The organism is Tessaracoccus defluvii (assembly GCF_014489575.1).
GTDB lineage: Bacteria > Actinomycetota > Actinomycetes > Propionibacteriales > Propionibacteriaceae > Arachnia > Arachnia defluvii.
This window is the reverse complement of record NZ_CP060789.1, coordinates 1,172,817-1,199,353: the sequence shown is the minus strand read 5'-3', so window position 1 is coordinate 1,199,353 and position 26,537 is coordinate 1,172,817. Positions and strand designations below refer to the sequence as shown.

The window sequence follows — 26,537 nt, the reverse complement described above, 5'->3', positions numbered from 1 at the left end:
AGGACGGGCGTGCGGCCGGTCCCGGAAGGCGCGCCGATCTAGCTCCGGCGCAGTCGGAGGCTGACCGAGTTGATGCAATAGCGCAGGTCGGTGGGCGTGTCGTAGCCCTCGCCCTCGAAGACGTGCCCGAGGTGCCCGTCGCAGGTACCGCAGCGGACCTCCACTCGGGGTCGACCTGGCAGGGACCGGTCCTCGAGGTAGCGGACACGATCCTCGGCGAGCGGCGAGAAGAAGCTCGGCCAGCCGCAGTGGGAGTGGAACTTCTCGTTGCTGCGGAACAGCTCCGCGCCGCACCCGCGGCATTCGTAGACGCCCTCGTCCTCGGTGTCGGTGTACTCGCCCGTGAACGGGGCCTCGGTGCCGCCTTGGCGGAGAACCCGGTACTCGAGGTCGTTCAGCTGCTCGCGCCACTGGGCGTCGGGCCGCATCAGCTTGGGGGTGTACTGCTCGGTCATGCATCGATCCTATGCGCGCCGTGAGACGGGCGGGGCTTCGAAGCGGGCCGGGTCTACTCCTCGCCGTCCAGATCGTCGACCTTCAGCTGCGTCGGGGTGCCGTCCAGCAGTTCCATCGCGCCGAAGGCGTACCGGGCCAGGATCAGACGGCCCAGGTGGGCGGTGTCTCCGACCGGGGCCGTGACGGCGATCGCGCCGGCCCGGAGTGCCGCCTGCTGCTGGTTCACGTACGCACCCGTGGGGGTGAGGTACACACTGCCGACGGCGATGTGGCGACGTCCCTGCCCCCGCAGGGAGGCGACCGCGGCGGCGGTGGCACGACCGTCTCCGTCGTCGACCGCGACCTGGACCGGAAGGCGGTGGTGGGCCGACCACTGACGGGCGCGGCGACCGAGCAGCGAGGTGCCACGGACGTCGCCTCCGGCGGGTGCGGACAGGACGAGCCCGTCGACCTCGAGGGCGCCGCCGCGGTGCAGGGCCTCGCGCACGCGCTCGTCGAGGATGTTCAGCACCTCGCTGGCGGGGCCGATGGGGCGGCTGACGGCGATGTGGATGTCGGGTGAGTGGGGGAAGGTATCGAGTTCCTCGTCGTGTCCCGCTGCGGACACGAGGTCAAGTGGGACAAGAACCGCCTCGCCGACATCGTGGTTGGCAAGGTCGGCGATGACGTCGGGCAGTGCTGGGGAGACGCCGCCGAGTCGTGCGAGGCGGATCCGCAGATCGGGGCGCGCCTTCCGGAGGGAGGCGGCAATCAGGCGGAAAGCGTCGGTAACCGGGGCCTCGTCGGGGCCACCGGCTACAAGCACGATCGCTGGTGCAGTCATCGCCTCTCTCTCATCTCGCCCGCGCTGAAGCGGAGCCATGGAGGGGGTCTGCTTCAGCAGGGAGCAGAGTGGGCGATGGCGGTTTCGAACCGCCGACCTCTTCGGTGTGAACGAAGCGCGCTACCACTGCGCCAATCGCCCTTGCGAAGCAGGAGTTTAGTGGAACTCGCGGAAGATTGCGAACGCGGGGGTCGTGCGGCGTGGCGGGCCCGGGGTTCGACGTGGCATCAGGCGCCTCCTGGTGGGTCCGGCGCCTCCCGTGATGATCAGGCGCCTCCCTGCAGGTCCGGATTGCCCGGCCGGCGGTCCGGGTGGGCGGGGCTCGCACGTGCCGGCATGGCCGGACAGCGGGGTCGTCTGGCTGCGTCTGAGCGTGAAATCGCGCTGACGAAGGCCGGTTTTGCATGCCCGGAAAAGGTGCGCTAGAGTTCTCAACGCGCCGAACGAGGCGGTCCGAGAGGGCCAAGACGAGAAGCGCAATGCGGACGTGGCTCAGTTGGTAGAGCATCACCTTGCCAAGGTGAGGGTCGCGAGTTCGAATCTCGTCGTCCGCTCGGAGATCAGTCTCTCCCGACCCAGTACGGGAAGGGAAAAACCTCCATCCCGGTGGAGTGGCCGAGAGGCGAGGCAACGGACTGCAAATCCGTGTACACGGGTTCAAATCCCGTCTCCACCTCGGGCGGTTGGCGCAGTGGTAGCGCGCTTCCCTGACACGGAAGAGGTCGCCAGTTCAAACCTGGCATCGCCCACCGAGAAACTCCCGCTCTGCGGGAGGAAAGGCACCCGAGAGGGTGCCTTTTTCTTTTCCCTGGTTGCGTACTTCGCTGTGCGCAGACCATCAGTTGGCGGCCGGTGCAGCTGCGACGCCGGCAGGGTTGACGCGCGTGCGGAGATGCGCGCGCAGCGACCAGGTGATGGCCAGGGCGCTCAGGGTGAAGCCGGTGACGAACACCGCACCGTGAGCCGCCTCCGGGACATCGAACGCGCGCACGAGTGAGCGAAGATTCACCATCACGATCACTGAACCTGCCGCAGACCCGAGTATGCGGGCAGGCAGACGGCGGACGACCCATGCTGCGATCGGGGCCGCGATCACGCCGCCGAGGAGGAGTGCCCCCGCCATGGGCCACACGATGCCCTGCCCGCCCAGCCCGACCAGGAAGCCCAGGCTGGCGGCGATGGCGACGAGGAACTCGCTCGCGTCGACCGTGCCGATGACCTTCCGCGGCTCCATCCGGCCGCTGGCCAGCAGTGCCGGGGTACCCACGGGACCCCAGCCTCCGCCACCGGTCGCATCGACGAACCCTGCGAAGACGCCAAGTGGGGCGAGGAACCGGGTGGGAAGATGCTTGCCGAGGTTCTTCGTCGAGATGCCGAAGAATGTGAAGCGGACGAGCACATAGGCGCCCAGCAGGAGAAGGAGCACGGCCATCAGGGGAGCCGCGGCCTCGGTGCTGAGACTGGAGAGGACCGTCGCGCCAAGGAAGGAGCCAAGGGCTCCGGGGATGCCGATGCGGGCGACGACTCTCCAGTCGATATTGCCGAAGCGGTGATGGGAGACACCGGACGCCAAGGTGGTGCCGATCTCTGCCAGATGCACCGTCGCAGAGGCCATCGCAGGGTTGGTTCCCACCGCCAGCAGTAGCGTCGTAGAGGTCACCCCGTACGCCATGCCGAGGGACCCATCGACCAACTGTGCGGCCAGTCCCACCAACGCCAGCATCACCCACTGCACCATCGCCGCTGCCCCCTAGCTAGGTCAGCAGTCAAACACTGGAACCATGGGCTGGACTAGGGCTGCGGGACATGAGGATGTGCCCGTCATGGATGTGTCTGAACCCGACGGAACCGGGGGAGCGGCTCGCTGCCCGATCAGGCCCCGGGGGCCGTCAGGAATGCGATCGCGTCACCCAGCGATTCCGGGGTCTCGACCGAGGCCGTCTCGAGCGTCGAGCGCATCTCCAGCCTGCCGCCGTCGGCCAGTTCGAAGAGGATCCGCAGCTTGGTGAGGCGTGCACTGGTGCCCCCTCCCGTGATCGTCGAGGCGTCCCACCAGAGGGCGCCGGGTGTTCCCCTGCCCGCGTCGAGCCCGCTGGCCGCCTCTGCGTAGAGACGGGGGTGCTGATGCTTCTCAGAGATCTGGTCTTTGGCCTGCTTGACCAGCTTCGGGTCGAGCGGGGGACCGGCCAGAACGCCCGAAGTCCAGAAGTGCACGTCGCGCCGCCCCTCCCAGGGGCCGGTCATCTGGCTGGCGGCCGCGAGCCAGCGTGCGCGCTCGGAGCGCGCGACGGGTCCGTTGTCGGGGTCGACGCCGTGCTCGATGAGCCAGTTCCGCAGCACCAGGCCGGAGTTCGCGTCGACCGCCTCCCCGATGGCGGCACGGAGCTGCAGGGGCGACCCGTCAGGAGCGGTGACGTCGGCGGGACCGGACCAGGACGGCCGGATGCGCGCTGCGTCAGCCGCCAGTAGGGCCGACAACACGGGTGGAAGCAGTGTCTCGACGGCCTCGTCCCGCTTGACGTCGTCGTTTCCGCCCGTGATGTGCCAGACCGCACCGGAGGGGTGATCGAGCAGAGCGAGAACATGGGGGAGGCCGCCGTCGCCAAACCCCTCCCGCCGGAGCATTGCCGACAGACGGTCCGTGTCGTGGTCGATGTCGCTGCGGATGCCGTCGACGAGAACGGCGCCCCAGTCAGCCAGGGGGAGATCCTCCGCCAGGAACTGACCCTCCAACTGATCGACCCAGCCGCGTCCCCCTGCGAGGAGCCCCAGCGCGGGCGCGTTCAGGTCCTCACCGGTGGTCGCTGACCGTGCCCCGGGCAGCCTCCATCCGGGCGATCCGGTCGCGCGTCGGAGGGTGCGTGTCTTCGAAGGAGGTGGTCTCCGTCGCGATCGCCTCGTCCGCGGCGGCTGCGATCGCCTCGGCATTGGCCGCGAGCAGTTCGCTGAGCCCCACACTGAGGGACGCGCGATGGCCCGCTGGCTGGAACAGAGAGACATACTCGCGCTCGAGGACGCTCCAGGCGATCGTGGCGCGGTACAGCGTGCGGAATGAGTCTGCGGCCGCCGTCGGTCCTGCCGCGAGCAGCGACAGCTCGTCGGCCCTCGCCTCGGCCCGCCTGGCGTCCGGCGCGGCAGCCACCGCGAACAGCCGCGCGTAGAGAGTGAAGAACCAGCGCATCAACACGCCGGCCCTGGCGCGGACGGCATGCAGGAACACGAGCCGCCGCATGTTTCTCGCCGCGTAGGCGGTGTCACCGCCAGAGAAGTGGCCCAACTCATGAGCCAGGACGCTGCGCAGTTCTCCGACCGTCATCGTGGCCAGCAGCGGTAGCCCGATGGTCAGCTCCCGGTGCCCAGCGGCCTCCGCGACCGATGCGTTGACCTCCGGCACGATCACGACGCGGTCGGGGGCGGCCGTCTCGGCGCGTGCTGCGAGCTCGCTGACCTCTGCCCACAGCGCGGGATGCTCGGCGGGGTGCACCTCGATGCCCTCTGTGGGTTCGGGCCGGAACCTACGGGCTTGCCTGGCTGCCACCCAGACCGCGATCAGCAGGGGAGCGACCACCCAGAGCGCGATCCGCACGCCGAATGTGGCGCTGTTCATGGAGATCGCCAGGACTGCGATCCCGGCGAGCAGAGAGCCGACGACGGCCACGATGACGAGGGGGAACAGCCAGAGCACGAGGCCCGGCGCAACGCTGCGCTTGCTCACGCCCGGGAGCGTAGCAGCGTGCGTCGCCGGTGTGGCGAACGGGGGACCGGACACCGCTATGGGGTGGTCCGAGGCTCAGCGGAAGACGGGATGGCTGAGGAGACGGCGCCAGCCGAAGTACAGCATCGGCACCACGACAAGGATGATGACGAAGACCTCTGTGGCGCCGACGTCGGCCCCGAAACGGGCCAGGAAACCCTCCAACAGAAACGTCAGGAAAGGCACGACGACGACGGTAGACGCCAAGGTCAGGCCAAGCGTGACACCCCTGCGCATCGAACCTCCATTGGTGGAATGGTGACTACGCTAGCGTTCACATGCCTCCCTGGGAAGGGGTTTCCAGGAGTTTCCGCCTGAGCGGCGATTCCGTGAGCTGGGCGCTCAGACACGCCTCTGACAAGGGACGCGGGTGGTCAGGGCTGGACGGGGTAGCATCGTGGCCGGTGTCGGGCCGCGTGTAGGGAGCAAGAGGGATGAGCCGCATGAACCCTGTGGTGCTGGTGCTCATCGCCATCGCCTCGGTCCAGTTCGGGGCGTCCCTCGCCAAGGGGGTGTTCGACGCCGCAGGACCTGCGACGCTGGCCTTCCTGCGCGTCGGCATCGCAACTCTGGTCCTGCTCGCCGTCGCCCGTCCGCGTCTGCGGGGGAGGACCCTGCGCGACTGGGCCGTGGTCCTCGCCTACGGACTCTGTCTCACCGGCATGAACACGGCCATCTACTTCTCGTTCGCCAGGATCCCGATCGGGGTCGCCGTCACGTTGGAGTTCATCGGGCCCCTCGCGTTGGGGCTGATCGGGTCACGTCGCCTGCTGGACCTCGTCTGGGTGGGACTGGCGGCGGCCGGTGTCGTCATGCTGGGGGCCCTGCCGGTCGGCATCGACCTCGCGGGCGCCGCGCTCGCGCTGCTGGCCGGAGCCCTGTGGGCCGGCTACATCGCGCTGGCGGGCCCGGTCGGCCGCCGCTGGGAGGACCTCTCGGCGCTCACTGTCGGCAACGGCGTCGGCGCCCTCCTGCTCGCCGTGCCGGCCATCGTGCTGGCCGGAGACGCCTTCGCGCAGCCGCGCGTGTGGGGGATCATGGCGCTCGTCGCGCTCCTCAGCACCGTCATCCCCTACGCACTCGAACTGACGGCGCGTCGCAGCATCCGGGCCTCCACCTTCGGCATCCTGATGAGCCTGGAGCCTGCCGCCGCCGCGCTCTTCGCGCTGATCCTGCTGGGGGAGGTGCTCGGCCCCGTCGAGTTGGCCGCCATGGCCTGTGTCATCGTGGCCTCGGTCGGCGCGATCCGCAGCGCCCGTCCGGCCCCGCAGCCAGCCGGCACCACCGTTTGATCGAAGGAGCAACCATGGCCAGAAAACCCACCGGCACGCCAGCGCTCCAGGCCCTCGTCGCGGCCGGAGTTGCGCACCGCAGCCACGAATACGAGCACGACCCGCGTGCGACCAGCTTCGGCCGCGAGGCAGCCGAGGCGCTGGGGTTCGAGCCGGCGCGCGTCTTCAAGACGCTGCTGGCGGCCGATGACCGGCAGTTGGTGGTCGGCATCATCCCCGTCGACAGGAAGCTCGACCTGAAGGCGCTGGCGGTCGCGACCGGGCACAAGAAGCTGGCCATGGCCAACCCCGAGGTGGCCGAGCGGGCCACGGGAATGGTCGTCGGAGGCATCAGCCCGATCGGGCAGAAGCGGCTCCTCCCGACGGTGCTGGACGACAGCGCCCTCGCTTTCGAGACGATCCTCGTGTCCGGTGGGCGCCGGGGCCTGGACGTCGAGCTCGCCCCCGGAGACCTGATCGGGCTTGTCGGAGCCACAGTGGCGGCCGTCGCCACGGGTTAACATCGGCACCATGGCTGACGACATCACCCTGGCACACCATCCCGCCGAGAACCGCTACGAGCTCACCGTCGACGGCGTCCTCGCCGGGCGCGTCGAATACGTCGAGGACGACGGTGTCATCGACATGCAGCACACGATCGTGGACCCCGCCTTCGGCGGACGCGGCCTGGGTGGGCGGATCGTCGAATACGCGCTGACCGACGCGCGCGAGAGGGGCCTGCGGGTGGTGCCGACCTGCTCGTTCATCTCGCGGTTCATCGACACGCACCCGGACTACCAGGACCTGGTGACCGTCGGCGGGTGAGGTTGCCGCCTGTCAGTCCAGGAAGATGTCCCGGAACAGCGCCTCGTCCGGCGTACCCGGCACCGCCGCGTAGCCTGACAGGTCCGTGATCCCCGCCTCCCGCAGCACGTCCTCGACGATCAGAGACCGGCCCGTCAGCTCTCGCGACGGGCTCGTCAGGATCTCGTAGGCCGCGTCCGCGTAGATGGCCGGCGTGCGCGACACCGCCATCAACTGCTCCCCGCCGAGAATGTTCGCGACGGCCGCGGTGGCGATGGTCGTCGCGGGCCACAGCGTGTTGGCCGCGATCCCGTCCCTCGCGAACTCCGCGGCCATGCCCAGCGTCGCCATCGTCATGCCGTACTTGGCCAGCGTGTAGCCGGTGTGGGCTCCGAGCCATTTCGGCGACAGGTTCAGCGGGGGAGACAACGACAGGATGTGCGGATTGGGTGACTGACGCAGCGCCGGAATCGCCGCCCGCGACAGCATGAACGTGCCCCGGACATTGACGTCGGCCATCAGGTCGTACTTCTTCGCCGTGAGCGTGGCCGACGGCGACAGATCGATGACGCTCGCGTTGTTCACGACGGCGTCGATGCCGCCGAACGTCGAGCGCGTCTCGGCGACGGCGCGTTCGATGTCCGCGTCCTCCCGCACGTCGCCGACGACGGCCAACGCCTGCCCGCCCGCGGCCCGGATCGCATCCGCAGCGGTGTGGATCGTGCCCTCCAGACGGGGGTGGGGCACGTCGGTCTTCGCCAGCAGGGTGATGTTCGCGCCGTCCGCCGCGGCGCGCAGCGCGATCGCCAGCCCGATGCCACGGCTGCCGCCCGAGATCAGAAGGGTCCGGCCCTGCAGCGTACGTTCGGTGCTCATCGTGTGCTCCTCTGAAGGAAGGCCTGCATGCGGGCCTGGGCGTCGGGGGTGGCGGAGGCCGCGGCGATGGTGCGGGCCTCCTCGGCCAGTTGATCCTGGAAGGTGCGTCCCGGCTGCGAGCGGACCAGCCGCTTCGCCTGCCCGTAGGCGTCGGCGGCGCCGTCGGCGATGGCCCGCGCCACCTGCTCTGCGCGGGCACCGACCGCTTCCGGCGGGGCGACCTCGGCCACGAGGCCCCAGGCGACGGCCTCCTCGGCAGTCAACAGCGTGGAGGTCAGGACGAGTTGCAGGGCGCGACGTTCGCCGACGGCGCGGGCCAGCGACGCCGTCACAGACAGATCGGGCGTCAACCCCATGTCGGCGTACAGACAGCCGATGCGCGAGTCGGCTCCGACGACGGCGTAGTCCGACGCCAGCAGGATGCCGAGTCCGCCGCCCGCAGTCGTGCCGTGGGCGGCGGCGATCACCGGGACGGTGGACGTGACGAGTGTCGTGATCCCCTCGTTGATGACCCCCGCGAGCGCCTCGATGTCGGCGGGGCCGGCCGCGCCGAGCGCAGCCAGGTCACCCCCGGCACAGAAGGCCCTACCCTCGCCGCGGAGCACGATCGCGCGGACGTCCGGGTCGGCGACCAGGATGCGGCAGGCGTCGGTCCAGGCCGCGGCCATCGCGGCGTCGAAGGCGTTGAGCCGGGCGGGCCGGTTCAGGGTCAGGACCCCGACCCCCCGGTCGACCCTCCAGATCAGCGGCGCTTCCTGCGCAGTTGTCACGTTGTTCTCCCTTGAACTCGGTCGGGTACACCCTACGCGGCCTCCCGTTGGCCCGGGGCAGTCCGACGCGGCACAATGGGCCGAGGCAGACAGCCGAACGATCAAGAGGAGAACCGATGAGTGCCGTGGTCACCATCCGCCGCAACGACGATGCGGAACAGGTGGCGCTGACTACCACGACGACCGGGCTCGACATCTTCGGCGAGGACCGCACCGTCGTCGCGATGCGCGTCAACGGCGAAACCCTCGACCTGCAGCGTGAACTGGCCGACGGCGACGTCGTCGAGCCGGTGCTGATCAGCGAGCCCGAGGGCCTGTCGATCCTGCGCCACTCGGCCGGACACGTGACCGCACAGGCGCTGCAGAGCCTCTTCGCCGAGGCGAAGCTCGGCATCGGTCCGCCCATCGTCGACGGCTTCTACTACGACTTCTCCACGGACCCGCTCACCCCCGAGGATCTCAAGGCCATCGAGAAGAAGATGGGCCAGATCGTCAAGGAGAAGCAGCGCTTCGTCCGCCGTGTCGTCTCCGACGACGCGGCCCGCGACGAGCTGGCCGGTGAGCCGTTCAAGCTCGAACTGATCAGCGACAAGGGCAGCGCCTCCGACGAGGACGGCTCCTCCGTCGAGGTCGGCGGCGGCGAGCTGACGATCTACGACAACGTCCGCCGCGACGGCTCCGTCGCGTGGAAGGACCTCTGCCGCGGCCCGCACGTCCCGAACACCGGCTACCTCGGCAACGGCTGGGCCCTGACCCGCTCCTCGGCCGCCTACTGGCGAGGCGACCAGCGCAACGCCGGTCTCCAGCGCGTCTACGGCACCGCCTGGCCCACCAAGGACGAGCTGCAGGCCTACAAGACCCGCCTCGAGGAGGCCGCGAAGCGCGACCACCGCAAGCTGGGCCAGGAGATGGACCTGTTCAGCTTCCACGAGATCGTCGGCTCCGGCCTGCCGCTGTTCCACCCCCGCGGCGGCGTGATCAAGCGCGTCATGGAGGACTACGTCCGCATCCGGCACATCGAGGAGGATTTCGACTACGTCGGCACCCCCCACATCGCCAAGGAGGAGCTGTTCTACACCTCCGGCCACCTGCCCTACTACGCGGACGGCATGTTCCCGCCCCTCCTGGAGGATGCGGAGCGCGACGAGCAGGGCAACGTCGTCAAGGGCGGCCAGGCCTACCGGCTCAAGGCCATGAACTGCCCCATGCACAACCTGATCTTCAGCTCGCGGGGCCGTTCCTACCGTGAGCTTCCGCTGCGCTTCTTCGAGTTCGGCACCGTCTACCGCGACGAGAAGTCCGGCGTCGTCCAGGGGCTCACCCGCGTGCGCTCCATCACCCAGGACGACTCGCACAGCTACGTCGCCAAGGAGCAGGCTCCCGACGAGGTCCGCCACCTGCTGCGCTTCATCCTGTCCCTGCTGACCGACTTCGGCCTGACCGATGTCGCGCTCGAGGTCTCGACCCGCGACGAGGATGGCAAGAAGAAGGACAAGTTCATCGGCTCCGACGCCCAGTGGGAGGAGGCGACGGCCATCCTGCAGGCGATCGCCGACGAGTCGGGCCTGCCCGTCGTGCCCGACCCGGGTGGCGCCGCCTACTACGGCCCGAAGATCTCGATCCAGGCGAAGGACGCCATCGGCCGGACCTGGCAGATGTCGACGATCCAGTACGACTTCAACCAGCCAGAGCGGTTCAAGCTGGAGTACACCGCCAACGACGGCTCGCACCAGCAGCCCGTCATGATCCACTCGGCCAAGTTCGGCTCCATCGAGCGGTTCATGGGCGTCCTGATCGAGCACTACGCCGGCGCATTCCCCGCCTGGCTGGCTCCGGTGCAGGTCGTGGCGATCCCGGTCGCGGCCGAGTTCGACGAGTACCTGGGCGGCGTCGTCGCCCAGCTCCGCGCCGCCGGTGTCCGTGTCGAGTTCGACACCTCGGATGACCGCTTCGCCAAGAAGATCCGCAACTCCGCGAAGCAGAAGGCTCCCTACGTGCTCATCGCCGGGGGAGAGGACCGTGACGCGGGTGCCGTGTCGTTCCGGTTCCGCGACGGCTCGCAGCGCAACGGGGTCTCGGTCGCCGACGCGGTGGCCGAGATCGTCGCGGCGATCTCCTCGCGCACGAACGAGTCCCCGACGGCGAATGCCTGAGTTCGAGAGCAGCGACTCCCTCGTCGGGGTCCCGGACGCCTTCCAGCGTCTGTGGACCCCGCACCGGATGGTCTACATCAACGGTGAGGGCAAGCCGAAGGGCGAGGGGGACTGCCCGTTCTGCGTCGCGCCGGGGCGCTCCGACGAGGACGGCCTGATCGTCGCCCGCGGCGAGACGGCCTTCATCGTGATGAACCTCTTCCCCTACTCGCCGGGGCACCTGCTCGTGTGCCCGTACCGGCACGTCGCCGACTACACGGACCTGACGCCGGAGGAGACCATCGAGTTCGCCGAGCTGACGCAGCAGGCGATGCGGGTCACTCGCCGCGTCTCCGCGCCGCACGGCTTCAACCTCGGCATGAACCAGGGGTCGGTCGCCGGGGCGGGGATCTCGATGCACCTCCACCAGCATGTGGTGCCCCGCTGGGCGGGTGACTCGAACTTCATGCCGATCGTCGCGCAGACCCGGGCCGTCCCGCAGCTTCTGGGCGATGCCCGTCGGCTGCTGGCGGAGGCGTGGGACGCCTGAGCCGTTCCCTGACGGAGGCCGTGTGGACCGTCGGGGGCGGCTGCCGCGGCGTGCCGGCGACCTGATCGCACGCGCGCTCTCCTGGCCGCTGGCCCTGCTGCCGCTACCCGGCGTGCGTGCCTGGCAGGGGAGTGTCGAGGCGGCCACCGGGGAGCGTCCCCGGCCGGGCACGCGGCGGCTCCTGCTGGAGAACTGGCTCCGCAACACCCTGTGGTCGCTCAGCCTGGCCCACTGGACCGACGACGAGATCCTCGCCGTCGCCAGCATCACCGACGAAGAGGTGGACCGGCTCCGGGAGTCGCTGGCCGGTCCCGGCCTCGTCCTGGCGCTGCCGCACATGGGTTCGTGGGACTTCGCCGGCGCGTGGTGCGCGACCGTCGGCATCAAGGTCGTCTCGGTGGCAGAGCGGCTTCCCGACGGACTGTACGAGCGGTTCCGGGATGCTCGGGCCGGCATGGGCATGGACATCCATCCCGTCGACCTGCCCGGGCTGCTGGGGGTGCTGACCGACGACGTCCGGGCCGGGCGGCTCGTCTGCCTGCTGAGCGACCGTGACCTCAGCAGCAGGGGGTGGGCGTCCCGTGGCCTGGCACCGACGCCGAGGTCGGGGTGCCGGCCGGCCCCGCGCTCCTGGCGCGGCGTACCGGCGCGGACCTGCGCGTGGCCTCGACCCGGTTCGAGGGCGGACGGCTCCGCATCCGGGTCTCCGAACGCATCGACGGTGACTCGGCGCGGGAACTCATGGCCGGCGCCGTCGCCGTGTTCGCCGATCACATCGCCGAGGCCCCCGGGAGCTGGCTGATGCTCCGTCGGTACTTCCGGTGAAGGTGGCCCTCGTCTGCCCGTACTCCCTGGACCAGCCGGGGGGTGTGGCCCGGCACGTGCTGGGGCTGGCCGGGTGGTTGCGGGAGCACGGCCACGACGCCCGGGTCGTCGCGCCGGGCACTAACCCGCCCGGGGGACCGGTGCCCGTCACCCTCCTCGGACGTGGCGTCCCCCTCCGGTTCAACGGCTCGGTCGCGCACCTGGCGCTGCGGCCGGCCCAGCTGCGCCGCGCCCTGTCCGCCGTGGCATTCGCCGACGTGGTCCACGTGCACGAACCCCTGACCCCCGGGCTCGGGTTCGGGGTCGCACGCAGGTCGCCGTCGCTCGTGGTGACGCACCACGCGTCGTTCGACCCGGGCCCCCTGAGCCGCCCGCTCCGGACGGTCGCGCGGCTCCTGCCCCGACGGATCGCACTCGCCGTGAGCGCGGCCGCGGCCGACACGGCCGAAGCCGTCACCGGGAACCGTCCGGATATCGTCCCCAACGCGATCGTCCTGCCCCCGCCGCCGCCGGCTCCCCGGCCCGAGGACGCTCCCGTGGTCTTCGTCGGCCGCGGTGGAGAGCCACGCAAGGGGTACCCGACGTTCCTGCAGGTCGCCGCCGCGATGCCCGACACACGGTTCGTCGCCGCCGGCCCCGGAACGGTCGCCGCCGACAACGTCACGGCTCTCGGGCAGGTCACGGACGCCGAGCTCAGCGACCTCCTGGGGGAGGCCGCCGTGCTCGTGGCCCCGAACGGCTTCGGTGAGTCGTTCGGCATGATCCTCATCGAGGCGCTCGCCCACGGGGCCGCGGTCGTCGCCAGCGACCTGCCCGCCTTCCGCGACGTGTGCGACGATCCCGCCGTCGCCACCTTCTTCCCCGTCGGCGATGTGACGGCGGCGGTGGCAGCGGTGCGGGACCGGCTGTGGGACCCGGTGGATCCTGAGCGCGCGCGCCGCAGCGTCGAGGCCTTCACCTGGGACGCCGTCGGACCGCGGATCGTCGACGCCTACGGGCGTGCGGCGGCGCTCCGGCCAGGGGCGCACGGCATGTTCTAGGCTGGAGGGGTGAACATGCAACTCGTCCCCACCCAGGAGTGGGACACCGACCGTGTGTTCACCATCCCCAACATCTTGTCGTTCATCCGTTTGTTGGCCATCCCGGTGTTCTGCTGGCTGATCCTCGTCGGGCAGGACCTGGCTGCGGTCGGCATGCTGGCTGTCTTCGGTGCCACCGACTGGGTCGACGGTTACCTGGCGCGCCGGCTCAAGCAGCGCACCGCGTTGGGCGCCAAGCTCGACCCCGTCGCCGACCGCCTCTACATCCTCGCCACCGTCTTCGCCCTGCTGGTGCGGGAGATCGTGCCCTGGTGGTTCGTCGCGATCCTGCTGGCCCGCGACGTGATGCTCGCCCTGCTGGTCCCGGTCCTGCGACGCCACGGGCTGGTCGCGCTGCCGGTGAACATGGTCGGCAAGCTCGGCACGCTGCTCCTGCTGGTGTCGCTGCCGCTCATCCTGCTCGGCTCACCTCTGTCGCTCGACTGGCAGGTGGCCCACTGGGCGGGCTGGATCCTCGGCTGGGGTGGCGCCGTCGCCTACTGGACGGCCGGGTTGCTCTACGTTCGCGAGACCGTCCTCCTCGCGAGGGAACCACGTGAGTCGTCCTGACGCCAGCATGAGCCTGCTGACGGACCTGCAGGCCGAGGCGCTGGAGCCCGAGTACCGCACGACGACGGCGCGGGGCGCCGGTGGTGGACGGCGACTGCTCGTCGTCGGTCTGCTGGCCCTGCTGATCACGGTCGCCGTCCTGCAGACCACGCAGGGTGCCGGCGCAGCCGCGGACGCCCGGGGGAGCTTCTGCTCCGGGTGACGGCGGCCCAGGCGCGGCAGGATGAGCTGACGTCCAGCGTCACCGCGCTCGAGGAAGAGATCGGACGGCTCGGCCTTGAGACCGTCGGTGATCCCGCGCAGCGGCGACGCCTCGCCGACTTGGAGGCGCTGACCGGTGCCACGGCGGTCACGGGGCCGGGGATCGTCGTGGTGGTGGATGACGCGCAGGGAGCCACCAACGCGCAGGGCCTCGTGCTCGACACGGACCTGTCCCGCCTGATCAACGGCCTGTGGGAGGCGGGGGCCGAGGCGGTCGCCGTCAACGGCAGGCGGGTCACCACCCTGACGCCGATCCGGTCGGCCGGTGCCGCGATCACGGTCGACTTCGTGTCGCTGAGCCCGCCCTACCGCGTGGAGGCGATCGGCGACCCCGACACCATGCCCGCGCGGTTCAACCGCACCTCGGCCGCCACCTGGTGGCATTTCCTGACCCAGAACTACGGCATCACCATGGACGTGGACCAGGCCATGGGAGACCTGGAGTTGCCGGGTGATCCGGGCCAGGCACTACGACACACCCGGAAGAAGTGAGGAGCCAACAGTGTTCGCGGTACTCGGACTGATCGCAGGCATCGTGCTCGGGCTGGTGCTCCAGCCGACCCTGCCGCCGGTGCTCGCCCCCTACCTGCCCATCGCCATCGTCGCCGCGTTCGATGCGATCCTCGGTGCGACCCGTGCCTATCTGGAGGGTGTGTTCTCGGACAGGGTGTTCCTCGTCTCGTTCCTGTCGAACGTGGTGATCGCCGGGCTGATCGTCTTCGTCGGCGACCAGATCGGGGTCGGATCGCAGCTGTCGACCGGCGTCGTCGTCGTCCTGGGCATCCGCATCTTCACGAACGCCGCTGCGATCCGGAGGGCGGTACTGCATGCCTGACGACCCGTCCTCCGCCCCGGAGGGGTCCCCGAAACGCGGGATCTCCGAGCCGACAGGGGCCCGCGGCCGGCTGGTCGCCGACTTCTTCCGTCCCGGTCGCGGCCAGTTCGTCGTCGGGGTGGCACTGTTCCTGACCGCGCTCCTCGTGGTGCTGACGCTGCGCTCGCAGGCCGAGCAGCCGGAGTTCAGCAACGCACGGCAGGCAGACCTCATCCAGCTTCTCGACAACGTCACCGCCGAGACCCGCCGCCTCGAGGACCAGATCGCGGAACTGGAGTCGGCCCGCGAGGAGTTGGTCAATGGCGCCGACCGTGACGCGGCCGCCCGTGCCGAGGCGGAGCGGCGGCTGACCCAGGCGCAGATTCTGGCCGGGACGACCGCCGTCGAGGGCCCCGGCATCGAGATCCGCATCCAGGATCCCGCAGGAAACGTGACCGCCGACCTCCTGTTGGACGCGGTGGAGGAACTCCGCGACGCCGGCGCCGAGGTGATCCAGATCAACGACCAGGTGCGGCTGGTCCAGCGGTCCCACTTCGGCACCGATGCCGAGGGGCGACCCACCGTCGACAACGTCACTCTCCAGGCGCCCTTCGTCCTTGACGTCATCGGGGACCCGGCTACGTTGGAGGCGGGCGCCCGGTTCCGAGGGGGCCTGGTGAGCGAGGTTGAGGGTGAGCGGGTCGGAGGTCGTGTCACCATCACGCAGCTCGACCGGATCGAGATCGATACCCTGGTCGAGCCTGCTGACAACGAGTTCGCCCGGCCGCGCTGACCCCCTTCTCACGAGGTGCTAAGTTTCGTCGGGTACCGTTGTGTCAAGCGGTGACTGTCCCGCCGATGTCGACTAGGAGAGCAGCCATGAAGTGCCCCAACTGTGGATCCGTCAGCCCCGCCGAGGCCCGATTCTGCAGCGAGTGTGGCACGCCACTGCTCGTCGACTCCGTGTCGGACACCTCGACCATGATGGCGATCACGGGTGACGAGCGTCCGGACGCACCGGCAGGCGAACTCGAACTGAGCGATCAGGAGCGTGAAGCGGCCCGTGCCCTGGCACCGGGCAACGCTCTGCTCATCGTCAAGCGTGGTGCCGCCGACTCCAGCCGGTTCCTGATCGACTCCGACATCACCAACGTCGGACGGCACCCCGAGAGCGACATCTTCCTCGACGACATCACCGTCTCGCGCCACCATGCGAAGTTCGTGCGCAGCGGCGGGAAGCTGTACCTGGAGGACCTGGGCAGCCTGAACGGCACCTATGTGAACCGGACGCTTCTCGACGGTCGGACCGTACTGCGTGAGGGTGACGAGATCCAGATCGGCAAGTACCGGGCAACGATCTCGCTGAGTGAGCCCGGAACGCACTGATGCCTCCTGCGGCGAGAACCATCGGCCGCGTACTGGAGATGATCCGTTCGGAGTTCCCCGACATCTCCGTGTCCAAGCTGAGGTATCTCGAGACTGAGGGGTTGATTTCGCCTGACCGGCAACAGCCCTCCGGCTACCGCCGGTTCAGCCAGGAGGACATCGACAGACTCCTCTACGTCCTGCGGGCCCAGCGGGACCGGTACCTGCCACTGAAGGTGATCCGGGAGGAACTCGAGGCACTCGACCGTGGCGAAACCCCGGCGAGTCTTGAACCCGACGAGCCGCCCGCGCCCGCGGAGCCGAGGCCGGCGCCGGTCCCTGCCACAAGCCCGCGCAGCCTGACCCGCCGGCAGCTGCTGGAGCAGTCCGGGCTGGGCGAGCGCTCGTTCGTCCAGCTCGAACGGATGAAGATCATCCAGCCCATCGAGGGGAAGCAGTTCTACAGCCCCGACGCACTCGTTGTGGCGACGGCGGCCAAGAGGCTCAGCAGCTACGGCATCGATCTGCGCCAGCTGCGCGTGGTGCAGCAGGCAGCGACCATGGAGGCCGCCATCGTCGAGCAGGCCCTGGCGCCCTACCGACGGCGCGCCGGCCAGCCCGAGCAGATCGTGTCCGACCTGTTCCACATCATGATGCAGGCTCATGGCGGTCTCCTCGCCGGACAGATCCGCTGAGGTAGCGTTGAACCCATGATCCGCCTCGAAGTGACAGGGATCCGGCTCCTGACGCCGGAGGATCCGCCGGTACTGCTCCTGAAGGAGGAGGCCGGCTCCCGCTGCCTGCCCATCTGGATCGGCACCCCTGAGGCCGCCGCGATCGCCATCGCGCTCGAGGGGAGGCTGCCAGCCGTCCCATGACGCATGACCTCCTCGCGACCCTCCTGACGCTGCTGGCACCCGAGGCGGGCGAGGTGGTGATCACCGGGATCGACGAGGGTGTCTACCAGGCGGAGATCCGGCTGGAGGGTCGCGTCATCGAATGCCGGCCGAGCGACGCGGTCGCCGCGGCGGTGCGGCTGGGGTGGCCGATCAGGTGTCCGAGGGCCCTGATGGATCAAGTGGGGGTTGAGATTGAGGCCAGCCCCACGGACGAGGTTGAGGCTTTCCGCGCATTCCTCGACAGCGTCAACGCCGACGACTTCGAGGAAAAGCCCTAGCCAGGAGCCGTTTTTCGCCGGATTCGTGGGTGCGTCCCGGAAGCACCCCGAAATCCTCGCGGTTTGGTTGGGCGTGTCGTTGACCCCATGGCGCGACGAGGGTTAGCGTTCTCGGGTCGGGTTCTTCCCCCGACGCTGGTGACCAAGTGAGGGGTTATGACCGAAAAGCTCGCCCTGCAAGAGGTGCTCTTTGACGGCGACTTCGCGCCCGTGCCCAGCGACACCGGCTACCGCGGACCGATCGCGCACCGGGTGGCTGGCATCACCTACCGGCAACTCGACTACTGGGCCCGCACCGGGCTCGTCGTCCCGTCGATCCGCAACGCCGAGGGCTCCGGGACGCAGCGGCTGTATTCCTTCCGCGACATCCTGCTGCTCCGCGTCGTCAAGCGTTTCCTCGACGTTGGTATCTCGCTGCAGCAGATCCGGGTCGCCATCGACCACCTCACCGCCCGCGGCACCGATGAGCTCACCGAGTTGACGCTCGTCAGCGACGGCTTCAGCGTCTACGAAGTCACGTCCGCCAACGAGCTGTACGACCTGACCCGGGGCGGGCAGGGCATGTTCATGATCTCCGTCAGCAGCGTCTGGCGCGAGCTGGAGGGCACGCTGTCGACGCTTCCCGGGGAGCGGACGGCCGACGACGCCACCGTCGAGCATCCCGGAGATGAGCTTGCCGCACGTCGCCGCGTGCGCGCCGTCTGAGCGCGCCCGACCGCGCGCAGCACGTAGCCGTGGCAGGTAAGGTGCGCTCCGTGAGGCAGTGGTGGGAACGGACCAGGGAGCGACCCGTCGTCGCGCACGGTTTCGTGGCTTTCAAGCGGTACACGTCCCGTCTCGGCCCGCAGTTCGCGGGGGCCATCACGTACTTCTCGGTGCTGTCCATGGTACCGATCCTGCTGTTCTCCTTCGCCTTGTTGGGGCTGACGGTCACGGTCCTGCGGCCGGATCTGATGGACGTCATCACGACGACGATCGCCAGCGCCCTCAGCAACAACGCCTTCCCCGATGAGTTGTCGGAGTCGATCCTCAGCCTCGTCGTCGGGGCGCTCCAGGGCTGGAGCTCGGTCGGCCTCGTCTCGCTCGTGGCCGCGGCCTACGCCGGGTCCCGGTGGGCCGGCAACCTCAAGCGTGCTTTCCGGGTGATGTGGTCCGAGAAGTTCAGCGACGCCGCCACCAAGCGGTTCTTCCTCTGGGAACAGCTGATCAACCTCGGCATCTTCCTCGGGCTGCTGCTGGCCATCGGGTTCAGCATCGGGGTCGCGTGGGTGGGGCAGGCGTTCTCACACCAGGTGATCGCCTGGCTCGGGTGGGACGGCATCCCCGGCATCAGCGTCATGTTCCGCCTCACCTCGCTGCTCCTGACGTTCCTGGCGTCCTGGCTGCTGTTCGTGTTCCTGTTCCTCGTGCTTCCCAACCAGCCGGTGAGGCCGAAGGTGTGGCTGATCGGCACCCTCGTCGGCGCGCTCGGGGTGACGGTGCTGCAGTCCGTCGCGGGCCTGGTGGTCGGCATCTTCTCCGGGAACGCCACCGCGACCATCTTCGGTCCGATGATCGTCCTGATGCTCGTCTTCAACCTGATCGCCAGCATCACGCTGATCGTGGCGGCCTGGGTCGGCACCGACGAGGTGTGGGAGGCCGAGCGCGCCAGGGAGTTGGCCGACGAGGCCGCGCAGGCCGAGGCCGTCGCGGCGCTGGCCGCCTACGCGGCAGCCGAGCAGGACGACAGGGTCGCCGGTAGGCGGTCGGCCGACCGGCTCCGCGATCCGTCCGAGCCACTGCCGGAGATCGGCCCGGACAGCTACATCCGGCAGGACTATGCGGCGCGCGGCATGAAGGTCAACCTGGGCGTCGGCTGGCTCGTCGGGGCCGCGACGGGCCTGGGGCTGGGAGCCCTGATCGTCGGTGGTGTGAAGGACCTGTTCCGGCGCCGGTGAGCGACCGGCACCGCAGGCCCGCCGTCCCATCCCTGGCATGCGGCGACGCCGGCCGCCCCAACAGGGGACGACCGGCGTCGACGTCGGTTCTGGCGGCTCAGTGGGCCTGGGCCGCGGCGGGGAAGTCCTGGCCGATGCCGTCGAGCAGCGCCTTGTACCAGTCCTGGGTGATGTCGAACGGCTTGCCGCCCTTGATCCGGTCGAAGGCGATGGCGGTCAGCACGTCGCCGTTCTCCTCGTCGTGGCCGATGACGCCGGGCTCACCGCGCAGGGCGCAGTCGACGGCGAGGTCGGTGCACTGCTTGATGAGTGCCAGGTCGGCGTCGTTGGCAGCGGCGGAACGGGAGAAGTAGCCGGACTTCTGGATCATGACCTTCTCGGCGTTCAGCTTCTCGGCGAACTTCGAGCCGAACCAGGCGCCGGGGTTGATCTTGTCGATCCGGACGTGGCCGAAGGGGTCGCGGGCGACCTCCTCGCCGTTGGCCTCCATCTCGGCGACGATGGCGTCGAGGCCGGCGCCCTCCGACAGGAAGATGGTGACGTTGCCGACCTCGTCCATGACCTTGTTGAGACGCTCGGCCTCCTTGGCCAGGTCGATCTCGCCCTCGGGCACGTAGACGCCGTGGACGTCCCACGCCTCGCGCGACAGGCCGATCTCCGGCAGCCACTCCTGCGTCTCGAGCCACTCACGGTACTTCGCGGCGGTCGCGGCGGTCAGCCAGCCGCAGTGGCGGCCCATGACCTCGTGCACGATCAGCATGCGCGAGCCGGAGTTGTGCTCGGCGACGATGTTCTTGGCGAAGATGGCGCCCTGCTCGGCGGCGGTCCAGGCACCCAGCGACTGACGGATCGGGATCACGTCGTTGTCGATGGTCTTGGGGAGGCCGACGACGGTGAGGCCGTAGTCGTTCTCGGCGAGGTAGGCGGCCAGGTCGGCAGCGGTGGTGTTCGTGTCGTCGCCACCGATGGTGTGGAGGACGTCGACGCCGTCGGCGACCAGACGGTCGGCCGCCACCTTCAGCGGGTTGTCGCCCTCGGCGACCAGGCCGCGCTTGACCAGGTCCTTCGCGTTGGTGAGCTTGACGCGCGAGTTGCCGACGGGCGAGCCGCCGAACTTGTGCAGCAGCGCGGCGTTGGCACGGACGGTGTCGTCGACGACGAGGAAGTCGCCCTTGAGGAGACCCTGGTACCCGTGGCGGTAAGCGATGATCTCGACCTCGGGAGCGACCTGCGTGTAACGCTCGATGAGCCCACCGATCGCCGAGGAAAGGCAGGGGGCGAATCCGCCGGCCGTGAGGATGGCTACCTTCTTGACCATGAGGGTCCTTTCGTGAGACTGCGGCGCTCGAACGCGCCATCTCCCAGCCTATTGCACCGGGCCGGTTCGGGTCCCGCCGGGTCGTGATGGGCCGATCGTCCACAGTCGTCGGCGACCCCCTTCCGGAAGACCCCTCCGGGTGCGACGATGCCCCATGGACATCGGCGCGAACCGCGGACTGAGCAACTCGGTCCAGGTCGTCGTGCTGCTGCCGATGCTGATCGGCCTGTTCCTTCTCCTTCTGCAGTGGTCGTTGCACGCCTGGGGCGACGCGACGGCCCGCGCCGCGGCGCAGCAGGCCGCCGTCACTGCCGCTGCCTACGACGGCGACGCGGGCCGCGGGCAGACGGCGGGGGAGCAGGTGGCGAACAACGGGGCCCTGCGTGACGTGAGGGTGGAGGTGCGCCGCGGAGCCACGGAGACGACGGCGACCGTGTCCGGGGCCGTGGTCGTCGTCGTGTGGCCGGCCCGCATCCAGGCCACCGTCGCCGTCCCGACCGAGCGGATCACGGGCTGATGCGCCGCGCGGAACGCCCAGGTGCCGAGCGTGGCATGTCGGCCGCGGTGGAGGCGGTCGTGATCGTGCCCGCCCTGCTGCTGTTCGTCGTGCTCCTCCTGAGCCTGGCCCGCTTGGCGCTGGCCGAGCAGAGCATCGGGACCGCGGCCGCGGCGGGTGCCAGGGCGGCGTCGCTGGCACGCACCGTCGGGGAGGCGACGGAGCAGGGACGGGCCGCGGCTCTCCTGACCCTCGATGAGCACGATGTGACCTGCCTTGACCCGCGCATCCGGGTGGATGCCTCCGGTGTCGGGCGTGCGGTCGGAACCCGGGCGTCGGTCAGCGTGGCAGTCGACTGCCGACTCAATCTGTCCGACCTGGCGCTGCCGCTGGTGCCCGGAGGCATTCAGGTCTCGGCAAGCAGGGCCTCACCGGTCGACCCATTGCGGGGTGGCTAGGCTGTCTGCATGACCACACTGCAGCGCCGCATCGGCCAGTTCTCCGTTTCCCCCATCGGCCTCGGGGCCATGCCCATCTCCTTCGGCGACAACGAGCGGGGTGACCGTGCCCGGGGCACCGCCACCGTGCACGCCGCCCTCGACGCCGGCATCACCCTGATCGACACCGCCGACATCTACGCGCCCACCTGGGACTCCATGGGCCACAACGAGATCTACGTCTCGGAGGCGCTGGCCTCCTGGTCCGGTGACCGCAGCACCATCACGGTCGCGACCAAGGGTGGCATCACGCGGTCGGCGGGGGAGACGTGGGGCCGCAACTCGTCGCGCGACTACCTGCGCTCCCGCATCGAGGCCTCGCTGGGATACCTGGGGGTAGACAGGCTCGACCTGTACTACCTGCACCGCCCCGACCGCACAATCCTCTACGCCGACGTCATGGAGACCCTGGCGTCGTTCAAGCAGGAGGGGCTCATCGCCGAGATCGGCATTTCGAACGCCAACGTCGAGGAGATCGGCATCGCGATCGATGTGCTGGGGGAGGGCGGCCTGGCCGCCGTGCAGAACGAGTTCTCGCCGAAGTTCCATCACACCAGCAAGCCCGAACTCGACTACTGCCAGGAGCACGGCGTCGCGTTCCTGCCCTGGTCGCCGCTCGGCGGCACCGCCGGGGGAGCCAAGGGTGTCGGGAAGCGGTTCCCGGTGCTGGCGGAGATTGCGGAGGCCCGCGGGGTGAGCCCGCAGCAGCTGACGTTGGCGTGGGAGCTGGCCCTGGCCGGCAACGTCATCCCGATCCCGGGTGCTTCGCGGCCAGAGACGATCACCGACTCGGCGAAGGCCATGACGCTGGAACTGACCGCTGACGAGGTATCTCGCATTTCAGCTGCCATCTTCTGACGGGCACTAGGCTGGCCGCATGGCCAGGTATTTCGACGTCCATCCCGCCAACCCCCAGCCCCGCGCACTGACGCAGGTGGCGCAGATCCTGGGGGACGGTGGGCTGGTCGCCTATCCGACCGACTCGGCATTCGCGCTGGGGTGCGCGCTGGGCAACGCGGAGGGGATCGAGCGGATCCGTCGCATCCGGCACCTGGACGACAAGCACCACTTCACCCTGGTCGTCGACGAGTTCGCCCACCTCGGCCAGTACGTCGAGATGGACAACTGGATCTTCCGCGCCGTGAAGGCGGCGACGCCGGGGCCGTACACGTTCATCCTGAAGGCGACCCGCGAGCTGCCCAAGATGATGCTGCACCCGAAGAAGAAGACGGTCGGGGTGCGCATCCCGGCCCACCGCACGACCCTCGCGCTGCTGGAGACCGTCGGCGGGCCGCTCCTGAGTTCGACGCTGCTGCTGCCGGGCTACGAGGATCCTCTGACCGACGGATGGACGATCAAGGAGACCCTCGATCACCAGATCGACGCGGTCCTCGACTCCGGCGACTGCGGTGTAGAGCCGACGACGGTGGTGGACCTCACCGGGGATGAGCCGGTGATCGCCCGCTACGGGGCCGGCGACCCGTCGCCCTTCGAGTAGCCAGGAAGCACCCGCAACGATGTCCGCGCCCCACCGGAGACCCGGTGGGGCGCGCAATGGTCTGGTGGTGCGGGCGGGTCAGCGGCGGCCACCGCCGAGGAGCCCGCCCAGGATGTCGCCCAGGATGCCGCCACCCAGGCCACCGGTGTCCGCAGGCTGGCTCTGCTGCTGCGTCGTCTGGGTGGGCGTCGGGATCTGCATGGTGGGCGTACCGCTGGGGGCGCTCTGTTCCTTGAAGCTCGGCTGCTGCACCTGGGGCTGGGTCTTGACCTGCGGCTGCTGTGCTGCGCCGCCGCCGAGGACCTGGCCGAGGATGTCGCCGAGGATCCCTCCGCCGCCCGACTGGGGCTGCGCCTGGCCCTGGTTCTGATCGACCTTCATGAGCTTGCCCGCGAGCCAGGACATGACGATCGGGGCCAGGATCGGCAGGAGCTTCTTGATGAGGCCGCTGTCGCCCGAGGAGGCGCCGAGCTGGTTGACGACGGCGTCCTCGTTGGAGCCGAAGATGTTGCGGGTGATCTTCTCGCCGTCGGTGGTGTCGATCGCGCCGGTGTCGAACATGCCGCCGAGGATGCTGCCGAACAGGTCGCCCGAGTGGCCGCCGAGCGCACCCTGCAGGGAGGCGGCGCCTGCCGGATCCTGCGCGTTCGCGTCCATGCCCATCAACAGTGCGGGCAGGGCGTTGGCGGCCGCGTTGCGCACCTCGTCGGGGGAGGCACCGACCTGGGCGGCGAGCTGATCGAACGGGAGCTGGTTGAGCAGATCGTCGATGTCGGACATGGTGGCGGCTCCTGGGGTCAGATCGTTGGCCAGCGGGCGGATCCCACTGCGGCAAAGCTACCGGCCCCGACGGGGCGGTGAGCGGGATTCACACCAACTCGTCGTCCTTCCATCAGGAACGTGCGAGGGCCTCGAACGTGCGCGTGAGGAGGTCGCGGGGAGTGGGGCGTCGAGGGGGAACCAGAGGGTGCCCTTTCCGCGTTGGTAGGGCGCGAGCTCAGCCTGCAGGGCGTCGTCGGCGGGGAGCGGATAGACGGCGACGTGGTCGCGCCAGCCCGACACGAACGCCTTCGCACGCTTGCGGCCGATGCGGTAGCCGATGATGCCGTAGCTGATGGTCTCCACCCCGTCCGGGATGGCGGCAGACGCGAGGGCGCGCAGTTCGTCGAGCTTGTCGAGCGACTCGGGCGGGACGGCGGCGAGGTAGGCGGCGACGTGGTCGGTCGCGGGGGCCTCGGCCGCGCCGACAGCCGGTGTCGAGGCGGCTGCGGAGGCGGCGACGCCGCGGGCGTGGCACTGCTCGAGCATCTCGCGCAGGACGGCGCCGTCGACGTCATCGAGCTTGTTGACGTAGAGGCAGGAGACGCCAAGCTTGTGCTTGCCGAGCCGGGGGAGTAGCTCGCTGTAGTGGTCCCAGCCGTCGAAGTACAGGGTCAGCTGGGCCTTGCGGGGGCTAAAGCCGAGGATGGGCATGTCTCCCTCGCGGCCGGTGTCGTAGCGGTAATGCTGCGAGCCGAAGCCGATGATGCTGGGACCCCACATGACGGGCTCGAGCCCGCTGATCTCGCGCATGAGGGCGATGAGTCGGTGGGCCTCGTCGCGTCGTCGCTCGGTGATGCCGAGGAGGAACTCGTCGACGTCGACCTTGGTCGGGATGGTGACCGCGTCTGCCATGGGCACATCATGTCACCGCGACCCGACGTTGTTCGGCGTTGCAGGGGAGGGGTCAGCTGGGGCAGACCGACAGCAGGTCGGATGGGATCCCCCAGTCATCCTTGAAGGGGATCCAGGCATCGTCCGTGGCGACAACGTAGAGGCAGAACTCCCGCTCGGGTGGAACGATGTCGGCAGCCTCGAAAGGGGATGCGGGCACTCTGATGATCGCGATGAGAGCAGGAGCCTTCTAGTGCGGTGGGGCGGACGGCGAAACCGCCGAATGGAATGTCTCGGCTGCAAACGGATCCCCTTTTATGACAGGCTGGCCCCAGAGCGACTCGCAGCAGGGCAGCTGGCGGAAGTTGGAGCGCAGGGGGTTGGTGCACGAGCATGAAGAGTGTTTGGCTGGCTGGGGTGAGCCTGGCCGTGATCGCTTTGGCGGGCTGCGGTCCGTTGAAGCTCCAGCAGGATCACCTAGTGGCGTGTCGGTAATGTCACTTTACGGTTGCGTGGGACAATCGGGGCATGGCGAACAGGACGGCCCCAGCATTGGAGTTACGCGACGGCGATCGGAGCGAGTTGGAGCGCCTGACCCGGGCGGCCACGGTGATGGCCTCCACGGCACAGCGGGCACGGATCGTGTTGCTGGCCGCTGACGGGGTCGGAAACCAGGTGATCGCCGACACGGTGGGAGTGTCGAGGCCGACGGTGAACCTGTGGCGGGACCGCTACGCCGAGCGCGGTCTTCAGGGTTTGGCTGATGAGCCCCGCCCGGGGCGACCCCGCCGGGTCGACCGGGTTGCGATCCTCGCCGCGACTCTGGACCCGCCTCCGGCCAGCCTGGGGGTGACGCACTGGTCGTCTCGGCTGCTGGCGCCGCGTGTGGGGGTCGACCATGCCACCGTCGCGGCGGTGTGGAAGGAGTACGGCGTCCGCCCGTGGAAGGCGGAGTCCTTCAAGTTCTCCACCGATCCGGAGCTGGTGGCCAAGGTCACCGACGTGGTGGGCCTGTATCTCGGCCCCGCCGGACAACGCGATCGTGTTGTGCGTGGATGAGAAGTCGCAGATCCAGGCGTTGAACCGGACTCAGAAGACACTGCCGATGGCGCCGGGCCATGCGGAGCAGCGCACCCATGACTACGTCCGGCACGGCACCACCACCCTGTTCGCGGCGTTGGAGGTGGCCACCGGGAAGGTTACCGGCCTGTGTAAGGACCGGCGCCGGCATCAGGAGTTCCTTGGGTTCCTCAAGCATGTGGCGCGTGCCTACCCGACCCAGGAGCTGCATTTGGTGATGGACAACTACGCCACCCACAAGAAGGCCGAGGTCCGCGACTGGCTCGCCGCGAACCCACGGATCACCGTGCACTTCACCCCGACCTCCGGATCCTGGCTGAACCTGATCGAGGTCTGGTTCGGCATCATCGAACGCCAAGCCATCCGGCGCGGGACCTTCACCTCGGTCCGCGACCTCACAGGCAAGATCCGCACCTTCATCAACGGTTGGAACCGACGCAAACAAGCATTCATGTGGACCAAAACTCCCGACCAGATTCTTGACCGAATAGACCGGAAACGTAAACATGTCTCAACGACAGGCCACTAGCG

At 69.2% G+C, this 26,537-nt stretch carries 32 protein-coding genes, 4 tRNA genes and 2 pseudogenes; 25 read left to right on the top strand and 13 right to left on the bottom strand.

All coding sequences use genetic code 11. From position 1 onward, the window contains the following. Positions 1 to 38: 38 nt before the first annotated feature. The 3 genes from msrB to H9L22_RS05760 form a co-directional block, all read right to left on the bottom strand. Complete coding sequence (gene msrB / locus H9L22_RS05770; RefSeq protein WP_187721952.1) at positions 39 to 455, bottom strand: peptide-methionine (R)-S-oxide reductase MsrB; 417 nt, start codon at positions 453 to 455, stop codon at positions 39 to 41. 53 nt (positions 456 to 508) lie between these two features. Beyond that, complete coding sequence (locus H9L22_RS05765; protein ID WP_187721951.1) at positions 509 to 1,279, bottom strand: sirohydrochlorin chelatase; 771 nt, start codon at positions 1,277 to 1,279, stop codon at positions 509 to 511. 69 nt (positions 1,280 to 1,348) lie between these two features. After that, positions 1,349 to 1,420: transfer RNA gene (locus tag H9L22_RS05760), tRNA-Val, on the bottom strand. 340 nt (positions 1,421 to 1,760) lie between these two features. Here H9L22_RS05760 and H9L22_RS05755 point away from each other — a divergent pair. The 3 genes from H9L22_RS05755 (at position 1,761) to H9L22_RS05745 (ending at position 2,028) form a co-directional block, all read left to right on the top strand. Beyond that, positions 1,761 to 1,833 (top strand) — tRNA-Gly (locus H9L22_RS05755). 51 nt (positions 1,834 to 1,884) lie between these two features. Further along, positions 1,885 to 1,955, top strand: a tRNA-Cys gene (locus tag H9L22_RS05750). Between the two features lies 1 nt (position 1,956). After that, positions 1,957 to 2,028, top strand: a tRNA-Val gene (locus tag H9L22_RS05745). An 89-nt stretch (positions 2,029 to 2,117) separates the two neighbouring features. Here the strand turns inward: H9L22_RS05745 and H9L22_RS05740 are convergent. The 4 genes from H9L22_RS05740 to H9L22_RS05725 all read right to left on the bottom strand — a co-directional run bounded on the left by H9L22_RS05740 (position 2,118) and on the right by H9L22_RS05725 (position 5,219). Continuing rightward, entirely contained in the window at positions 2,118 to 3,017 is a 900-nt protein-coding gene (locus H9L22_RS05740) for a sulfite exporter TauE/SafE family protein (RefSeq protein ID WP_187721950.1), read from the bottom strand. A 134-nt stretch (positions 3,018 to 3,151) separates the two neighbouring features. After that, positions 3,152 to 4,012, bottom strand: coding sequence for a hypothetical protein (locus H9L22_RS05735; RefSeq protein WP_187721949.1), 861 nt, complete (start codon positions 4,010 to 4,012; stop codon positions 3,152 to 3,154). Between the two features lie 58 nt (positions 4,013 to 4,070). After that, positions 4,071 to 4,994, bottom strand: a complete 924-nt coding sequence (locus H9L22_RS05730; RefSeq protein ID WP_187721948.1) for a M48 family metalloprotease — start codon at positions 4,992 to 4,994, stop codon at positions 4,071 to 4,073. Positions 4,995 to 5,069: 75 nt separating this feature from the next. Further along, positions 5,070 to 5,219, bottom strand: coding sequence for a hypothetical protein (locus H9L22_RS05725; RefSeq protein WP_187721947.1), 150 nt, complete (start codon positions 5,217 to 5,219; stop codon positions 5,070 to 5,072). A gap of 248 nt (positions 5,220 to 5,467) precedes the next feature. On the opposite strand from H9L22_RS05725, the gene H9L22_RS05720 reads away from it, so the two are divergent. Genes H9L22_RS05720 through H9L22_RS05710 form a run of 3 tightly spaced genes read left to right on the top strand, consistent with a single transcriptional unit; the run spans position 5,468 to position 7,129 of the window. After that, complete coding sequence (locus tag H9L22_RS05720; protein WP_187721946.1) at positions 5,468 to 6,325, top strand: EamA family transporter; 858 nt, start codon at positions 5,468 to 5,470, stop codon at positions 6,323 to 6,325. 14 nt (positions 6,326 to 6,339) lie between these two features. Next, on the top strand, positions 6,340 to 6,825 hold the full coding sequence (gene ybaK, locus H9L22_RS05715; RefSeq protein ID WP_187721945.1) for a Cys-tRNA(Pro) deacylase: 486 nt from the start codon (positions 6,340 to 6,342) through the stop codon (positions 6,823 to 6,825). 10 nt (positions 6,826 to 6,835) lie between these two features. Then, positions 6,836 to 7,129 (top strand): GNAT family N-acetyltransferase, encoded by a 294-nt coding sequence (locus H9L22_RS05710; protein WP_187721944.1) that lies wholly within the window; start codon positions 6,836 to 6,838, stop codon positions 7,127 to 7,129. 12 nt (positions 7,130 to 7,141) lie between these two features. Here the strand turns inward: H9L22_RS05710 and H9L22_RS05705 are convergent, their stop codons facing one another. Both H9L22_RS05705 and H9L22_RS05700 read right to left on the bottom strand, forming a co-directional pair. Next, on the bottom strand, positions 7,142 to 7,984 hold the full coding sequence (locus H9L22_RS05705; protein ID WP_187721943.1) for an SDR family oxidoreductase: 843 nt from the start codon (positions 7,982 to 7,984) through the stop codon (positions 7,142 to 7,144). After that, entirely contained in the window at positions 7,981 to 8,754 is a 774-nt protein-coding gene (locus H9L22_RS05700) for an enoyl-CoA hydratase/isomerase family protein (RefSeq protein WP_187721942.1), read from the bottom strand. Before H9L22_RS05700 ends, H9L22_RS05705 begins: the two co-directional genes overlap by 4 nt. A gap of 116 nt (positions 8,755 to 8,870) precedes the next feature. Here H9L22_RS05700 and thrS point away from each other — a divergent pair, with 116 nt between their 5' ends. The 14 genes and pseudogenes from thrS (at position 8,871) to H9L22_RS05630 (ending at position 19,464) form a co-directional block, all read left to right on the top strand. Next, positions 8,871 to 10,907 carry a threonine--tRNA ligase gene (gene thrS, locus H9L22_RS05695; RefSeq protein ID WP_187721941.1) on the top strand — a complete coding sequence of 679 codons (2,037 nt, stop codon included), beginning with the start codon at positions 8,871 to 8,873 and terminating at the stop codon, positions 10,905 to 10,907. Then, entirely contained in the window at positions 10,900 to 11,436 is a 537-nt protein-coding gene (locus tag H9L22_RS05690; protein WP_187721940.1) for an HIT family protein, read from the top strand. Before thrS ends, H9L22_RS05690 begins: the two co-directional genes overlap by 8 nt. Positions 11,437 to 11,458: 22 nt before the next feature. Then, positions 11,459 to 12,238 (top strand): LpxL/LpxP family acyltransferase, encoded by a 780-nt coding sequence (locus H9L22_RS05685; RefSeq protein WP_187721939.1) that lies wholly within the window; start codon positions 11,459 to 11,461, stop codon positions 12,236 to 12,238. A 19-nt stretch (positions 12,239 to 12,257) separates the two neighbouring features. Next, complete coding sequence (locus tag H9L22_RS05680) at positions 12,258 to 13,301, top strand: glycosyltransferase family 4 protein (RefSeq protein ID WP_187721938.1); 1,044 nt, start codon at positions 12,258 to 12,260, stop codon at positions 13,299 to 13,301. Positions 13,302 to 13,316: 15 nt separating this feature from the next. Further along, entirely contained in the window at positions 13,317 to 13,910 is a 594-nt protein-coding gene (locus H9L22_RS05675) for a CDP-alcohol phosphatidyltransferase family protein (RefSeq protein WP_187722579.1), read from the top strand. Then, the gene (locus H9L22_RS05670; protein ID WP_187721937.1) at positions 13,897 to 14,112 is read left to right on the top strand and encodes a hypothetical protein; all 216 of its coding nucleotides are present in this window, start codon (positions 13,897 to 13,899) and stop codon (positions 14,110 to 14,112) included. The genes H9L22_RS05675 and H9L22_RS05670 overlap by 14 nt, the downstream gene beginning before the upstream one ends. Further along, complete coding sequence (locus H9L22_RS05665; RefSeq protein ID WP_226966152.1) at positions 14,109 to 14,663, top strand: DUF881 domain-containing protein; 555 nt, start codon at positions 14,109 to 14,111, stop codon at positions 14,661 to 14,663. The genes H9L22_RS05670 and H9L22_RS05665 overlap by 4 nt, the downstream gene beginning before the upstream one ends. Positions 14,664 to 14,673: 10 nt before the next feature. Then, positions 14,674 to 15,006: a small basic family protein gene (locus H9L22_RS05660; protein ID WP_187721936.1), complete on the top strand. Its 333-nt coding sequence runs from the start codon at positions 14,674 to 14,676 to the stop codon at positions 15,004 to 15,006. Next, positions 14,999 to 15,778, top strand: coding sequence for a DUF881 domain-containing protein (locus H9L22_RS05655; RefSeq protein WP_187721935.1), 780 nt, complete (start codon positions 14,999 to 15,001; stop codon positions 15,776 to 15,778). The genes H9L22_RS05660 and H9L22_RS05655 overlap by 8 nt, the downstream gene beginning before the upstream one ends. 50 nt (positions 15,779 to 15,828) lie before the next feature. Then, a complete protein-coding gene (locus tag H9L22_RS05650; RefSeq protein WP_406707811.1) occupies positions 15,829 to 16,371 on the top strand; it encodes an FHA domain-containing protein in 543 nt (180 codons plus the stop codon). Continuing rightward, positions 16,371 to 17,045, top strand: a complete 675-nt coding sequence (gene ftsR, locus H9L22_RS05645) for a transcriptional regulator FtsR (RefSeq protein ID WP_187721933.1) — start codon at positions 16,371 to 16,373, stop codon at positions 17,043 to 17,045. The genes H9L22_RS05650 and ftsR overlap by 1 nt, the downstream gene beginning before the upstream one ends. Before the next feature lie 15 nt (positions 17,046 to 17,060). Further along, positions 17,061 to 17,527: pseudogene (locus tag H9L22_RS20365) on the top strand (bifunctional nuclease family protein). A gap of 156 nt (positions 17,528 to 17,683) precedes the next feature. Next, a complete protein-coding gene (locus tag H9L22_RS05635; RefSeq protein ID WP_187721932.1) occupies positions 17,684 to 18,232 on the top strand; it encodes a MerR family transcriptional regulator in 549 nt (182 codons plus the stop codon). Between the two features lie 50 nt (positions 18,233 to 18,282). Then, entirely contained in the window at positions 18,283 to 19,464 is a 1,182-nt protein-coding gene (locus tag H9L22_RS05630; RefSeq protein WP_187721931.1) for a YihY/virulence factor BrkB family protein, read from the top strand. Between the two features lie 97 nt (positions 19,465 to 19,561). On the opposite strand, the gene H9L22_RS05625 is transcribed toward H9L22_RS05630, so the two are convergent. After that, positions 19,562 to 20,782 (bottom strand): pyrophosphate--fructose-6-phosphate 1-phosphotransferase, encoded by a 1,221-nt coding sequence (locus tag H9L22_RS05625; protein ID WP_187721930.1) that lies wholly within the window; start codon positions 20,780 to 20,782, stop codon positions 19,562 to 19,564. A 154-nt stretch (positions 20,783 to 20,936) separates the two neighbouring features. On the opposite strand from H9L22_RS05625, the gene H9L22_RS05620 reads away from it, so the two are divergent. From H9L22_RS05620 to H9L22_RS05605, 4 genes are read left to right on the top strand one after another with little or no spacing between them, the layout of a single operon-like run. Continuing rightward, positions 20,937 to 21,299, top strand: a complete 363-nt coding sequence (locus H9L22_RS05620; protein WP_187721929.1) for a pilus assembly protein — start codon at positions 20,937 to 20,939, stop codon at positions 21,297 to 21,299. Then, positions 21,299 to 21,736 carry a TadE/TadG family type IV pilus assembly protein gene (locus H9L22_RS05615; protein WP_187721928.1) on the top strand — a complete coding sequence of 146 codons (438 nt, stop codon included), beginning with the start codon at positions 21,299 to 21,301 and terminating at the stop codon, positions 21,734 to 21,736. Before H9L22_RS05620 ends, H9L22_RS05615 begins: the two co-directional genes overlap by 1 nt. A 9-nt stretch (positions 21,737 to 21,745) precedes the next feature. After that, on the top strand, positions 21,746 to 22,633 hold the full coding sequence (locus tag H9L22_RS05610) for an aldo/keto reductase (protein ID WP_187721927.1): 888 nt from the start codon (positions 21,746 to 21,748) through the stop codon (positions 22,631 to 22,633). A 19-nt stretch (positions 22,634 to 22,652) separates the two neighbouring features. Then, entirely contained in the window at positions 22,653 to 23,273 is a 621-nt protein-coding gene (locus tag H9L22_RS05605; protein WP_187721926.1) for an L-threonylcarbamoyladenylate synthase, read from the top strand. A 78-nt stretch (positions 23,274 to 23,351) separates the two neighbouring features. On the opposite strand, the gene H9L22_RS05600 is transcribed toward H9L22_RS05605, so the two are convergent. From H9L22_RS05600 to H9L22_RS05590, 3 genes are read right to left on the bottom strand one after another with little or no spacing between them, the layout of a single operon-like run. Further along, entirely contained in the window at positions 23,352 to 24,053 is a 702-nt protein-coding gene (locus tag H9L22_RS05600) for a DUF937 domain-containing protein (protein WP_187721925.1), read from the bottom strand. A gap of 57 nt (positions 24,054 to 24,110) precedes the next feature. Further along, the gene (locus H9L22_RS05595) at positions 24,111 to 24,947 is read right to left on the bottom strand and encodes a DUF1801 domain-containing protein (RefSeq protein WP_187721924.1); all 837 of its coding nucleotides are present in this window, start codon (positions 24,945 to 24,947) and stop codon (positions 24,111 to 24,113) included. 52 nt (positions 24,948 to 24,999) lie between these two features. After that, positions 25,000 to 25,146 carry a hypothetical protein gene (locus H9L22_RS05590; RefSeq protein WP_187721923.1) on the bottom strand — a complete coding sequence of 49 codons (147 nt, stop codon included), beginning with the start codon at positions 25,144 to 25,146 and terminating at the stop codon, positions 25,000 to 25,002. Between the two features lie 308 nt (positions 25,147 to 25,454). On the opposite strand from H9L22_RS05590, the pseudogene H9L22_RS05585 reads away from it, so the two are divergent. Beyond that, positions 25,455 to 26,535: pseudogene (locus H9L22_RS05585) on the top strand (IS630 family transposase). Positions 26,536 to 26,537: the final 2 nt, after the last annotated feature.